The organism is Streptomyces glaucescens, from assembly GCF_000761215.1.
Classification (GTDB): domain Bacteria; phylum Actinomycetota; class Actinomycetes; order Streptomycetales; family Streptomycetaceae; genus Streptomyces; species Streptomyces glaucescens_B.
In genome coordinates, this window is record NZ_CP009438.1 from 1,272,501 (window position 1) to 1,285,270 (window position 12,770).

General features: G+C 73.9%; 10 protein-coding genes. 4 read left to right on the plus strand and 6 right to left on the minus strand.

Translation table 11 applies throughout. The annotated features are described in order from the left end of the window. The first annotated feature begins 74 nt into the window (after window positions 1-74). Complete coding sequence (locus SGLAU_RS05480; RefSeq protein WP_043498837.1) at window positions 75-524, plus strand: PTS glucose transporter subunit IIA; 450 nt, start codon at window positions 75-77, stop codon at window positions 522-524. 78 nt (window positions 525-602) lie between these two features. Further along, the gene (gene ptsP / locus SGLAU_RS05485; RefSeq protein ID WP_043498839.1) at window positions 603-2,273 is read left to right on the plus strand and encodes a phosphoenolpyruvate--protein phosphotransferase; all 1,671 of its coding nucleotides are present in this window, start codon (window positions 603-605) and stop codon (window positions 2,271-2,273) included. 70 nt (window positions 2,274-2,343) lie between these two features. On the opposite strand, the gene SGLAU_RS05490 is transcribed toward ptsP, so the two are convergent. Both SGLAU_RS05490 and SGLAU_RS05495 read right to left on the minus strand, forming a co-directional pair. After that, complete coding sequence (locus SGLAU_RS05490) at window positions 2,344-3,237, minus strand: hypothetical protein (RefSeq protein ID WP_043498841.1); 894 nt, start codon at window positions 3,235-3,237, stop codon at window positions 2,344-2,346. A gap of 131 nt (window positions 3,238-3,368) precedes the next feature. Then, a complete protein-coding gene (locus SGLAU_RS05495; protein ID WP_043498843.1) occupies window positions 3,369-5,336 on the minus strand; it encodes an acetoacetate--CoA ligase in 1,968 nt (655 codons plus the stop codon). 213 nt (window positions 5,337-5,549) lie between these two features. Between SGLAU_RS05495 and SGLAU_RS05500 the strand changes: the two genes are divergently transcribed. Continuing rightward, the gene (locus SGLAU_RS05500; RefSeq protein ID WP_043498845.1) at window positions 5,550-7,916 is read left to right on the plus strand and encodes a glycoside hydrolase family 31 protein; all 2,367 of its coding nucleotides are present in this window, start codon (window positions 5,550-5,552) and stop codon (window positions 7,914-7,916) included. 220 nt (window positions 7,917-8,136) lie between these two features. Here SGLAU_RS05500 and SGLAU_RS05505 read toward each other — a convergent pair whose 3' ends face one another. Then, entirely contained in the window at window positions 8,137-8,667 is a 531-nt protein-coding gene (locus SGLAU_RS05505) for an NUDIX domain-containing protein (RefSeq protein WP_043506324.1), read from the minus strand. Window positions 8,668-8,716: 49 nt separating this feature from the next. Beyond that, a complete protein-coding gene (locus tag SGLAU_RS05510; RefSeq protein WP_043498847.1) occupies window positions 8,717-9,532 on the minus strand; it encodes a M15 family metallopeptidase in 816 nt (271 codons plus the stop codon). Window positions 9,533-9,732: 200 nt separating this feature from the next. Between SGLAU_RS05510 and SGLAU_RS05515 the strand changes: the two genes are divergently transcribed. Then, on the plus strand, window positions 9,733-11,385 hold the full coding sequence (locus SGLAU_RS05515; protein ID WP_043498848.1) for a GGDEF domain-containing protein: 1,653 nt from the start codon (window positions 9,733-9,735) through the stop codon (window positions 11,383-11,385). Window positions 11,386-11,688: 303 nt separating this feature from the next. Here SGLAU_RS05515 and SGLAU_RS05520 read toward each other — a convergent pair whose 3' ends face one another. Continuing rightward, window positions 11,689-12,294: a GTP-binding protein gene (locus SGLAU_RS05520; RefSeq protein WP_043498850.1), complete on the minus strand. Its 606-nt coding sequence runs from the start codon at window positions 12,292-12,294 to the stop codon at window positions 11,689-11,691. 73 nt (window positions 12,295-12,367) lie between these two features. Continuing rightward, window positions 12,368-12,763: a DUF742 domain-containing protein gene (locus SGLAU_RS05525; protein WP_043498852.1), complete on the minus strand. Its 396-nt coding sequence runs from the start codon at window positions 12,761-12,763 to the stop codon at window positions 12,368-12,370. Window positions 12,764-12,770 lie beyond the last annotated feature (7 nt).

Sequence of the window (12,770 nt, forward strand, 5' to 3'; positions counted from 1 at the left end):
ATACGCTGCTGCTCAGTGCATCGTCCGGGACAGACAGTGACGGCCCATCCATCTCCACCCCTGGGAGGCTTCCCATGACCACCGTGACGTCCCCGCTCGCAGGACGCGCCATCGGACTGGCCGCCGTGCCCGATCCGGTCTTCTCCGGGGCCATGGTCGGCCCGGGCACCGCCATCGACCCCGTACGCGAGCCCTCCGAGGCGGTCGCCCCCGTCGACGGAGTCATCGTCTCCCTCCACCCCCACGCCTTCGTGGTCGTCGACCCGGACGGGCACGGGGTGCTCACCCACCTCGGCATCGACACCGTGCAGCTCAACGGCGAGGGCTTCGAGCTGCTGGTGAACAAGGGCGACACCGTGACGCGCGGCCAGGCCGTCGTGCGCTGGGACCCGGCGGCCGTCGAGGCGGCCGGCAAGTCCCCGGTCTGCCCCGTGGTGGCGCTCGAAGCCACCGCCGAGGCGCTCTCCGAGCTGCGCGAGGACGGAGACGTCAAGGTCGGCGACGGCCTTTTCGTCTGGAAGTGACGTCACGCCGCCGTGGGGCGGCCAGGCAGGACAACCATCGCGGCGGCGGGGTCCGCCGCACTATCGGAGACGGGTGAGATGGAGACAACGCTGCGAGGCGTCGGCGTGAGCCACGGGGTGGCGATCGGCGAGGTTCGGCACATGGGGACGGCGGTGCTCGAACCGCCCGCCAAGCAGATCCCGGCCGAGGAGGCGGAGCGCGAACAGGGGCGCGCCCGCCAGGCCGTGGACGCGGTGGCGGCCGACCTGATGGCGCGCGGCAACCTGGCGGGCGGCGAGGCCCAGGCCGTGCTCGAGGCGCAGGCCATGATGGCCCAGGATCCCGAGCTGATCGCGGACGTGGACCGGCGGATCGCCGTGGGCAGCACGGCCGAGCGTGCCGTGTACGACGCGTTCGCCGCCTACCGGGACCTGCTGGCCGGTGCCGGTGAGTACCTGGCCGGTCGCGTCGCCGACCTCGATGACGTGCGGAACCGTATCGTCGCCCGGCTGCTGGGCGTGCCGATGCCGGGTGTGCCGGACAGCGACGAGCCGTACGTGCTGGTCGCCCGGGACCTGGCTCCGGCGGACACGGCGCTGCTCGACCCGGCGCTGGTGCTGGGCTTCGTGACCGAGGAGGGCGGGCCGACCAGCCACAGCGCGATCCTGGCGCGGGCGCTCGGGGTGCCGGCCGTGGTGGCGCTGCCGGGCGCCGGTGAGCTGGCCGAGGGCACGATCGTCGCCGTCGACGGAAGCAGCGGCGAGGTCTTCGTGGACCCGACCGAGGAGAAGAAGGCGCAGCTCGAGGCGGCGGCCGCCGAGCGCAGGGCCGCGCTGGCGGGGTCGACGGGGCCGGGGGTCACGTCCGACGGTCACAAGGTGCCGCTGCTGGCCAACATCGGCGGGCCCGCGGACGTGGCCGCGGCGGTCGAGGCCGGCGCGGAGGGTGTCGGTCTGTTCCGGACCGAGTTCCTGTTCCTGGACGACAACAAGAACGCTCCGTCCGAGGAGAAGCAGGTCGAGGCCTACCGGCAGGTGCTCGAGGCGTTCCCGGAGGGCCGGGTCGTGGTGCGGGTGCTCGACGCCGGCGCGGACAAGCCGCTGGACTTCCTGACCCCGGCGGACGAGCCGAACCCGGCGCTCGGTGTGCGCGGGCTGCGCACGCTGCTGGACCACCCCGAGGTGCTGCGCACCCAGCTCACGGCGCTGGCGAAGGCGGCCGAGGGGCTGCCGGTCCACCTCGAGGTGATGGCGCCGATGGTGGCGGACCGCACGGACGCCCGGGCGTTCGCCGACGCGTGCCGGGCGGCCGGGGTGCGGGCCAAGTTCGGTGCGATGGTGGAGATCCCGTCGGCGGCGCTGCGGGCCCGCTCGATCCTCCAGGAGGTCGAGTTCCTGTCGCTGGGGACGAACGACCTCGCGCAGTACACCTTCGCCGCCGACCGTCAGGTCGGTGCGGTGTCCCGTCTGCAGGACCCGTGGCAGCCGGCGCTGCTCGACCTGGTCGCGCTGTCCGCCGAGGCGGCGAGGGCCGAGGGGAAGAGCTGCGGTGTGTGCGGTGAGGCGGCGTCCGACCCGCTGCTCGCGTGTGTGCTGACCGGTCTGGGGGTCACCTCCCTGTCCATGGGTGCGGCGTCGATTCCGTATGTGCGGGCGACGCTGGCGAAGTACACGCTGGCGCAGTGCGAGCGTGCGGCCGCGGCCGCGCGTGCCGCCGACACGGCCGAGGAGGCGCGCGGCGCCGCTCAGGCGGTGCTGTCCGGCGAGTAGTCCGGCCCGCCCGGTGCTGTTCGCCGGCCGCAGGGGCGCTCCGCCTTCGGGTGGGGCGCCCCTGCCGCGTTCAGTGCCGGTGCCGGTGGGGTGCGGGTCCGAGGTCGCCGAGGTCGGGCGGGGCGCAGTAGTCGACCCCTGATTCGGGTGAGATCAGCTCTCCGGATTCCGCGTCGGTGCAGTAGGCGTCGAAGACCTCGCCCGCGGTGAGGGGTTCGAGTCCGTTGCCGCGCATCCGCCAGCCGTAGACGCGGTCGGCGGTGCCGGGTGCGCTGGTGCGCATGACGAGTCCGCCGGGGCCGCGGGTGGCGATGCCGAGGGCGAGGACGGTGGTGAACTCCAGGGCCTCGGTCTCGTCGAGTTCGGTCGTGCCGTCGTGGTCGTCGGCGTGGAGGACGGCGACCACGGGTTCGGCGGCGCCGGAGACGCTGCAGACGAGGTGCCGGCGGCCCGGCGGGGCGGTGTCGAGGATGCGGACGAGGAGGGCGGAGGCGTGGGTGAAGGCGGAGCGGCCGAGGTCCTCGCCGCAGGTCGCGCAGGTGCCGAGCCGGGCGAGGAGGGCGGAGGCGTAGTCCCAGGTGGCCTGGCGGACGGCTTCGTCGACGAGGGTGGGCACGAGGTCGGTGAGGGGCTGGCCCTCGTAGGGAACGGTGGGGCCGGTGGCGGCGAGTTCGGCGGTGAAGCGGCCGCGGCTGGCCGGGGTGTCGGGGTCGAGGCCCCGGTCCGCGCAGTAGTCGGCGTACTCCTCGGGGTCGAAGAGGGCGACCGTGGTGTGGGTGCCCTGGGCGGCTCGGGTCTTGAGGAGCGCCTCGACCTGCTGGAGGTAGATCCGGTGGTCCTCGAAGGTGAAGCTGCGGTAGCGCCGCATGGCACGGAAGTCGTGCTCGTCGGTGAGCAGGCCGATGGTGCCGGCGATCTCGCGGCGCAGGACGCGTCGCATGGTCAGGTCGTCGGTGTGCGTCATGTTTCCCCCTGTGCACACGGTCGGTCAATGCTCACTCACCGTAACGGGGAGCACTGACAGCGGCGGGCGAGCGGCCTCGGACGGCCGGGGTTGCGGGCGTCCGAGGCCGCGGGGGGTCTTCGGTGGCGGGGTCAGGCGCGCTCGCGGGCCAGGTTCTCGTAGAAGCGGAGCAGGTCGAGGTTGTCGATGGAGCCGGGGTTGACGGCCTTCTCCAGAGGGGTGCCCTGGAGCAGTCTCTTGACCGGGACCTCGATGCGCTTGCCGGTGAGGGTGTGCGGGATGCCGGGCACCGCGATGATCTCGTCGGGGACGTGGCGCGGGGAGAGCTGTTCGCGGATGGTCCGCTTGACGCGGTTCAGGAGGGCCTCGTCGAGGACGGCTCCGGGGGCCAGGTGGACGAAGAGGGGCATCCAGTAGCCGCCGTCGGGCTGTTCGATGCCGATGACGAGTGATTCCCTGATCTCGGGGAGGCGCTCGACGGCTTCGTAGATGTCGGCGGACCCCATCCGCACGCCCTGCCGGTTGAGGGTGGAGTCGGAGCGGCCGTGGATGACGACGGAGCCGCGGGAGGTGACGGTGATCCAGTCGCCGTGGCGCCAGACGCCGGGGTAGGTGTCGAAGTAGCTGTCGTGGTAGCGGCTGCCGTCGGGGTCGTTCCAGAAGTAGATCGGCATGGACGGCATGGGGTTGGTGACGACGAGTTCGCCGACCTCGTCGGTGAGGGGCTTGCCGCTCGGGTCCCAGGACTGCAGGTCGGTGCCGAGGCCGGGGGCCTGGAGTTCGCCGATGTGGACGGGGAGGGTGGGCACGGCGCCGGCGAAGCAGGAGCAGACGTCGGTGCCGCCGCTGACGGAGGCGATCCACAGGTCGTCGCGGACCTCGTCGTGGAGCCAGCGGAAGCCGTCGGGGGGGAGCGGGGAGCCGGTGGTCGCGACGCAGCGCACGGCGGAGAGGTCGTGGTCCCGTCCGGGGTGCACCTCTGCCTTGCGGCAGGCCATGACGTAGGCGGCCGAGGTGCCGTAGAGGGTGGCTCGGGTGCGTTCGGCGATGCGCCACTGGGCGCCGGTGTCGGGATGTCCCGGGCTGCCGTCGTAGAGGACGATCGTGGTGCCGGTCAGGAGGCCGGAGACGAGGAAGTTCCACATCATCCAGCCCGTCGAGGTGTACCAGAAGAAGCGGTCCCCGGGGCCCAGGTCGCAGTGCAGGCCGAGCTGCTTGAGGTGTTCGACGAGGATGCCGCCCTGCGACTGGACGATCGGCTTGGGCAGGCCGGTGGTGCCGGACGAGTAGAGGACCCACAGCGGGTGGTCGAAGGGGACCTGCTCGAACTCGGGGTCCACGTCCGCGCCCGTCAGGGCCGCCCACTCGACGGCTCCCTCGGGGGCTCCGGTGCCGAGGAGGGGGACGTGGACGACGGCGCGCAGGGTGGGCAGCTCGCGGCGCAGCTCGGCGACGGTCTCGCGGCGGTCGTGTTCCTTGCCGCCGTAGCGGTAGCCGTCGACGGTGAACAGGACGACCGGTTCGACCTGCTGGAAGCGGTCGAGGACGCTGCGGGCGCCGAAGTCGGGGGCGCAGGAGGTCCAGACGCCGCCCACGGCCGCGGTGGCCAGGAGGGCGACGACGGCTTCCGGGATGTTGGGGAGGTAGCCGCTGACGCGGTCGCCGGGGCGTACGCCGAGGGCGCGCAGCTCGGCGGCCAGGGAACCCACCTGGCGGCGCAGCTCGGACCAGGTCACGGCGCGGGGCTCGTGGGTCTCGTCGACGCAGAGGAGGGCCGGTTCGCCGGCGCGGGTGGCGGCGGCGCGCAGGGCGTGTTCGGCGTAGTTCAGGGTGGCTCCGGGGAACCACTGGGCGCCGGGCATGGTGCGGTCGCCGAGCACGCGCGCGTAGGGGGTGGAGAAGCGGACGTCGAACCATTCGGTGACGGCTTTCCAGAACGTGTCCAGCTCCTCGACGGACCAGCGGTGCAGTGCCGCGTAGCCGCCCTGGGCGGGGGCGCCGTGGTGCTCGGCGGCCCAGGCCTGGAACCTGGTGATCTGTGCCTGGGCGATGCGTTCCGGATCGGGCTGCCAGAGCGGCTGGGGGTTCAGGGTCGACATGGGGCGGCTCCCGGACTGTGCGCGTCGTGTGCGTCCTCCGCGCACGTGCTGGGGTGTGCGCGTGACGCGGCTGACACGGACGATGCCATGTGATCGACTTCTGCACCAGGGTGCGCCGCACATAGTCCCTCTCGTGAAGATGTGGTCGCGGCACGGGTGAACGGCAGTTGAACGACACCCGCGTACCGTCCGAACAGTGGCAGGGTGAGCAGCATGGACGGTCGTGACCTGGTGCGTTCGTTGAAGGCGGTCGGTTCCGTGGGGGCGGCGCAGGGGTTGCGTACCGTGCGGGCGGCCTGGCGCAGGCGGCGGGCCGACGCCGTGGGGCTGCCGCCGCGCGGTGCGGAGCGCGCGCGGGTGCCCGGTGTGCTGGAGTCGGCGGAGCCGGGGCCCGGCGGGGGCACGCTGCGGTTCGGCGGCTCGCGGCTGCGGATCGCGGTCACGGTGGGCGGCGCGGTCTTCTGGGGCTGGGACGGGGCCGGTCCGGAGCCGTCGTACGCGCTCGCCGGACGCTGTCCGGATCCCGATCCGCGGGCCGTACTGGAGCCGGACAAGGACGGTGGCTGGCGGGTGGTGGCCGAGCGGATGACGGTGGTGGTGTCGCGGCTGGGGGCGATCGAGGTGCGCACTCCCGGTGGGGTGACGCTGCGCCGTGATCTGCCGCCCCGGTGGTGGGAGCCGGCCGGCGGGGGCCCGGCGCGCTGGACGCAGCGGTCGGAGGTGCCGGCGGACGCGCGGTTCTTCGGGCTGGGCGGCCGGGCGTCGGGGCCTCGGCTGCGGGACGGCGCGTACCGGCTGTGGAACAGCGATCCCGGGCGGGCCTTCGCGCCGGGGGACGATCCGCTGTACATCACCATGCCGGTGCAGTGGGTGGTGAGCGACGCGGGCACGCACCTGGCCTTCCACGACAGCACATGGGACGGCACGGTGCTGCTGCGGGAGGGCGTCGAAGGCGCCGGCTCGGGCCACGACCGGGCGGGGACGAGCGAGCTGCGGATGGAGGGCGGTCCGCTGCGCTGCTGGGTGATGGTCGGCACCCCCGCGCGCGTGCTGCTCGCCTGGGCCTCGCTGACGGGGGCGCCGGCGCTGCCGCCGGCGTGGGCGCTGGGTCACCATCACGGGGGGTGGGGCTTCGGCAGTGAGGAGGAGGTGCGGCGGGTCGTCGCGGGCTACCGGGAGCGCGGTCTGCCGCTGGACGCGGTCCACCTGGACATCGATCACCACGAGGAGCGCCGGGTCTTCACCGTGGACCCGGACCGCTTTCCCAAGCTGCCGCAGCTGGCGGAGGAGCTGCGGCAGGACGGGATCCGGCTGGTGTCGGTCGTGGACGCGGCGGTGAAGGCCGAGCCGGGCGACGCCGTGTACGACGGCGGCACGGCGGGGGACGCGTTCGTGCGGGACGCGTCGGGGCGGCTGGTGCGGGGGCCGGCGAGGTCCGGGGAGTCGGTGTTCCCGGACTTCACGCACGCGCGCGTGCGGCGGTGGTGGGGCGGGCTCTACGAGGAGCGGCTGGACCGGGGTTTCTCGGGGTTCTGGCACGGCATGAACGAACCGACCTCGTTCGCGGCGTTCGGCGAGACGACGCTGCCCCGGTCGGCCCGGCACGCGCTGGACGGGCGCGGGGGTGATCACCGCGAGGCGCACAACGTCTACGCGCTGTGCATGGCGCGGGCCGGGTACGAGGGGCTGGCCGGGCTGGCGCCGGACCGGCGCCCGTTCGTCGTGTCGCGCTCCGGCTGGGCCGGGATGCAGCGTTACGGCGGGGCGTGGTCGGGTGAGGTGGCGACGGGCTGGGGCGGGCTGCGGGCGTCGCTGGCGCTGGTGCTGGGGCTCGGCCTGTGCGGGGTGCCGTACTCGGGGCCTGATGTGGGCGACCGGGACGGCACTCCCGATCCGGAGCTGTTCCTGCGCTGGTTCCAGCTCGGCGCGTATCTGCCGCTGTTCCGCACCCACGCGGGTCCGGGGGCGGGGCCCAGGGAGCCGTGGGAGTTCGGGCCGGAGGTGCTGCAGCACGCGCGCGGGGCGCTGCTGGAGCGGCGGCGGCTGCTGCCGTACTTCGTGACGCTGGCGCAGCTGGCCCGGCGTACGGGGGCGCCCTTCGTACGGCCGGTGTGGTGGGGGGCGCCGGAGGAGCGGGCGCTGCGCGACTGTGAGGACGCCTTCCTGCTGGGCGACTGCCTGCTGGTGGCGCCGGTGCTGGATCCTGGTGTGCGGCGGCGGACGGTGCAGCTGCCGCGCGGGCGCTGGTACGACACGGCCACGGGGCGCGCGTACGAGGGGCCCGGGCGGGTGGCGGCCGACGCTCCCCTGTCGCGGATCCCGGTGTTCGCGCGCGCGGGTGCCGTGCTGCCGGTGCGCGGGGACGACGGTGGTCCGGAGCTGGAGGTGTGGGCTCCCGCGCGGGGGCGGGCGGGTGGCGGGCTGGTGGTGCCGGACGCCGGGGAGGGCTGGGAGGAGCCCGCTGTCGAGCGCTATGTGGCCCGCCGTTCGGGCCGGCGGGTGGTGGTCGAACGGGACGGTGGGGGCGGGCCGGCCGAGCCGCCCTGCCCGGTGCGGATCCGCGGGCTCGCGGAGGGGTGAGAGCCACGCGGGAGCGGGAGCCCGCCGTGGGCGGAGCTAGGGCCTGTCGTTTGGATCACCCCGGCGTCGCGGGGCCTGGCACGCGCATCCGCGGCGTTGTCGTCGGTCGCCGACGCTCCGCGTCGACTCCCTCACCGCCTCGCAGCCGCACGCACCAGACCCCGCTCGGGTCGGTCGAGAGGCTCCGGACCTCAAGCCGGGCTGATCCAAACGAAAGGCCCTAGGCGTAGCGGCCCTCGAACCAGGCTCGGACGGCCAGGGTGTGCAGCGGGAAGGCCAGTTCCTCGGGTCCGCGCAGGAGGTGCCAGCCCTCCGTCTCGTCGGTGGCGGCGGAGGCGGGCAGTTCGTCGGCGGGGCGCTCGGGGAGCAGCCCGAACAGCAGCAGGTGGCCGTCCGGGGAGGACGCGGCGTCGATGAGGCGGACGTCGTGGGCCGCCGCGTCGATGCCGGTCTCCTCCTTGAGTTCGCGGACGACGGCCTGGCGCCAGTCCTCGCGGTGGTCGACGTAGCCTCCGGGCAGTGCGACGCCTCCCCGCGCGGGGGGCACGGTGCGGGTGATCACGACGAGGGCGGTGCCCTGGGCGTCGCGCACGGGCTGCAGCGCGACCGCGACGGGCAGGGGGTTGCGGTAGGCGACGGAGCCGCAGGAGGGGCAGGTGCGGGGCCAGTCGCGGGCGCCCTCTCCGTAGGGCGTTCCGCAGCTCGAACAGTGGGAGCCGGGGCCGGAGTTGGCGAGCTGGGGTTCGGACACGCCGCGCACTGTATCCGATCGTGGAGAGGGCGTCCCGTGGGGTGGCTGGTCAGCGGCCGTGGGCGAGGGACTTCGCGGACACGGGGAAGTCGAAGTAGGTGTCGGGGTAGGGCTCGGGCTTGTAGGTGAAGTGCCACCACTCCTCGGCGAGGTTGACGAATCCGAGGGCTTCGAGGGTGTTCTTCAGCAGCAGCCGGTTGGCGCGCTGTTCGCCCCGGACGCGTGGGTCGAGGGTGTGGGAGAGGGTGTCGAAGCAGTCGAACGCGGTGCCCATGTCGACGGAGTTGTCGGGGGAGCGTTCGTCCTGGGGGGCGTAGCAGGGCACCAGGGGCCGGTTCGGGACGTACGGCCCGGCGTGCTTCACGGGGAGCTTCACGATGGTGAGGTCGACGGTGGAGCCGCGGCTGTGGCCGGATTTCTCGGCGATGTAACCGTCGGCGAAGAGCCGGGTCTTGTCGACCCTCGGGTAGAACTCGTCCTTCATCGCCTGGTCGCCGAGGTCCTTCGCCCAGCGGACGAAGTGGTCGACCGCGCGTTGCGGCCGGTAGCAGTCGTAGACCTTGAGGGTGTAGCCCTGGCGCAGCAGTTTCGTCTGCGCCCGGTGGAGGGCTTCGGCGGCGGGGCGGGTGAGGACGCACAGGGGCTGCCGGTAGCCGTCGATGCGCCGGCCGACGAAGTTGTGCGGGGTGAAGTAGCGCATCTCCTGGAGGATTGTGCGGTCCACGGTGCGCAGGGCGACGAAGTCCCGCGGTGCTGCGGGGTCGGTGGCGGGCCGGGCGGTGGCGGTGGGGGCGGCGGTGGTCACGGCCAGCAGGGTGGCCGCGGCGACGATCACGCGGCGGGCCAGGCAGGCGATTCGTGTCATGTCGCCTGCGTCTACCAGGCGGTGGGGGCGGTGGGGAAGTGGCCGGACGCGGGTCCGCTTCCGATCGTGCGTACGGCCTCCCGCGTGCGGCCGGTCGTTGCGCGGTGAGTCGTTCGTACGCTGTGTGACCGGCCGGGAATGCTGTGTGAACGTCTCATGAACTGCGCCGGGCCCAGTGCGGCCGGCGCCATCATGCTGCCGTGCACACCTGGTCGGACACGCTCCGCTTCGCATTCCAGCCGGTGGTCAACCTGTCCACCGGTGCGGTCGCGGCACTGGAGGTCCTCGCCCGCCCGGAAACCGGCGACGTCCTGGCCGAGGCCCGCAGGGATCCCGGACTCGACGGCCGGCTGGCCGTGCTCGCGGTCCGGGCGGCCGTGCGCCACGAGACGCTGCTGCCGCTGCACGTCAACGTGTTCGCGGGGACCCTCGCCGACCTGGGCGGGCTCACGTCGCTGACCGACGCGGTGCGGGCGGCCGGGCGGCTGCCCTGGGAGGTGACCGTGGACGTGGTCCCGCCGTACACCCATGTGCCGCGACAGGCTCTGCTGGACGCGGTGGCCGCCTTGCGCGAGCCGGGTTTCCGGGTCAGCGCGGACGGTGTCGGGGACGGCGACGTGCCCCTGCGGCTGCTCGCGGACCTGGCGCCCGATCTGGTGAAGCTGGACGGCTCGCTGCTGTCCCGGCCGGCCGTCGTGCGGGCCATGCGGACGCTGTGCGACGAGTCGGGGGCGCTGCTCGCCGTCGAGGGCGTGGAGACCGAACTGCAGTGCGCGGCCGCGCGGTCGGCCGGGGCGCAGCTGGCGCAGGGCACGCTGTTCGCCCCGCCGGCCAGGCGGCCCGCGGCGGACGTCTACGTGCCGCCCCGCTCCCCCGGTCCGGGCGGCGCGGCACGGGCCGGTCCGTCGGTGCGGGAGTTCGTGCGGCCGGCCGCTCTGCTGCCGGACACGGCGTCCGCGTCGCGGGTGCGGACGCTGCTGACCGGGTCACCGGACGTGTCCGGGGTGCTGCTGGTGGACCGGAACGGGGTGCCGGTCCGCTCGGTGCACCGGTCCCGGTTCCTGCTGTCGATGTCGGGGCGGTACGGGCACGCGCTGTACGCCGACCGGCCCGCCGCCAGACTGGGCGATCCGCCGCGGACGGTGGGGGTCGACGCCACCGCGTGGGAGGTGCTGGACGTGGTGGCGGACGGGGAGCGGGACCGTACGTCGGACGATGTGGCCGTCGTGGACGGGTCCGGGCGGTGCGTGGGCGTCGTGCGCCTCGCCGACCTGGTGCGGGCGCTGGCGGAGTCCCGCGTCGAGGAGGCGGCCGGGCTCAATCCGCTGACCCGGCTGCCGGGTTCGGACGCGATCACCGGTGAGGTGGACCGGCGGATCGCGGACGGGCGGGCGTTCGCGCTGAGCTGGCTGGACGTGGACCATTTCAAGCAGGTGAACGACGGGGCGGGATTCGCGGCGGGTGACGAACTGATCCGGTCGGTGGGGAGGGCGTTGCAGCTCGCGGCGTCGGGGAGCGTCCGGGTGGGGCACATCGGCGGGGACGACTTCCTGGTGCTGGCGGATCCGGAGGGCCTCGATCCGCTGGCCGCCTCGGTGCTGGACGCTCCTTGGTCGGCGGGCGGGCGAGCGGTGACGCTGTCCCTGGCCACGGTCGTGTGCGGGCCCGGCAGCGTGGCGGACCACCGGCAGGCGGCTGCCTGTCTGGCCCCCCTGAAGAAGGCGGCCAAGGCGCTGGGCGGGACCAGCTGGGTGCGGGGCCGTGCGGGGATGCCGGGTCACGAGGTGCTGCGGGGTGTGCGGGGGGTGCCGCGGCGGCCGGGGTGCCCGGCGCCCGGGGCGGGCGCGAGCTGATGGGGCATCAGCGAGGCTGCCGGGTGCGCTGGTCGTCCCGGATGGCCGGGCACCGGGCGAGCCGGTCTTCACCGCGGCGTGGCGCGGCCCGGTGCGGGGCCGCGGGGAGCGGCGTCCACTGGGTGGGGACGGCGACGGCTGGTCCCGCCCGCAGGGGGTGTCCGAACGGGTCTGCGGCCCGTACCCCGGTCGGCGGGGGTACGGGCCGTGCCGTGCCGGGCAACGGGCGCGCCTGCCGCACCCGGGGAACGGGCGTGCCTGCCGTACCCGCAAGCGGCGTCAGGTCGTGCCCGGGGAGCGGCGTCAGGTCGTGACGGCCCGGCGGCGCTCCGCGGCGTGGGTCATCGCGTGCCGTACGACGCCGATCAGGACCTCCTTGACCGACTCGCGGTCGCGCGCGTCGCACAGCACGAGGGGTACGTGGTCGTCCAGATCGAGTGCCCTGCGGACCTCCTGCGCCGGGTAGCGGGCGGCGCCCTCGAAACAGTTGACGCCGACGAGGAACGGGATGGAACGGCGCTCGAAGTAGTCGACGGCCGCGAAGCAGTCCTCCAGGCGGCGGGTGTCGGCGAGGACGACGGCGCCGAGCGCGCCCTCGGACAGTTCGTCCCACATGAACCAGAACCGTTCCTGGCCGGGTGTGCCGAAGAGGTACAGCACCAGGTCCTCGCGCAGCGTGATGCGGCCGAAGTCCATCGCGACGGTGGTGGTGTGCTTGCCCTCCACACCGCTGATGTCGTCGACCGGACGGCCGGCCTCCGTGAGCGGTTCCTCGGTGCGCAGCGGTCTGATCTCGCTGACCGCGCCGACGAGCGTGGTCTTGCCCACGCCGAAGCCGCCGGCCACGAGGATCTTGAACGTGACGGGCTCGACCGGGGGTTTGCCACGCTCGGAACGCCCGAAGATCATCGGTCTCTTCTCCTGCTTGATGAAGGTCGGTGGGCGGTGGGCCGCATTCCGCGCGCGGCGGCCCCCGCGCCGCTCACAGCGCCCGCAGGCCGCTGATCACGTCGCGCAGAATGCTCTCGTCCGGCAGTTCGGCCGGGGGCACCGGACGGTTCACGTGCACGAGTCCCGCGTCCACGAGGTCGCCGACGAGGACCCGGACGACGCCGATGGGCAAGTCGAGTTCGGCGGAGAGTTCGGCGACCGACTGCGGGGCGTCCCGGCACAGCCCGACGATCTCCACGTGCTCCGGGGACAGCGTCGGATCCCGTTCCGGGTCGCCCGCGTGGGGTTCGGTGACGACCACCGCGATCAGGTCGAGGCGGTGCTGGGCCGCGTGGCTGGTGCGGCCGCGCGTCATGGCGTACGGGCGGACGACCGGCCCGGCCTCGTCGTCGAACCAGTGGCTTCTTGCCTGACCGTCAGCGCTCATGTCATCC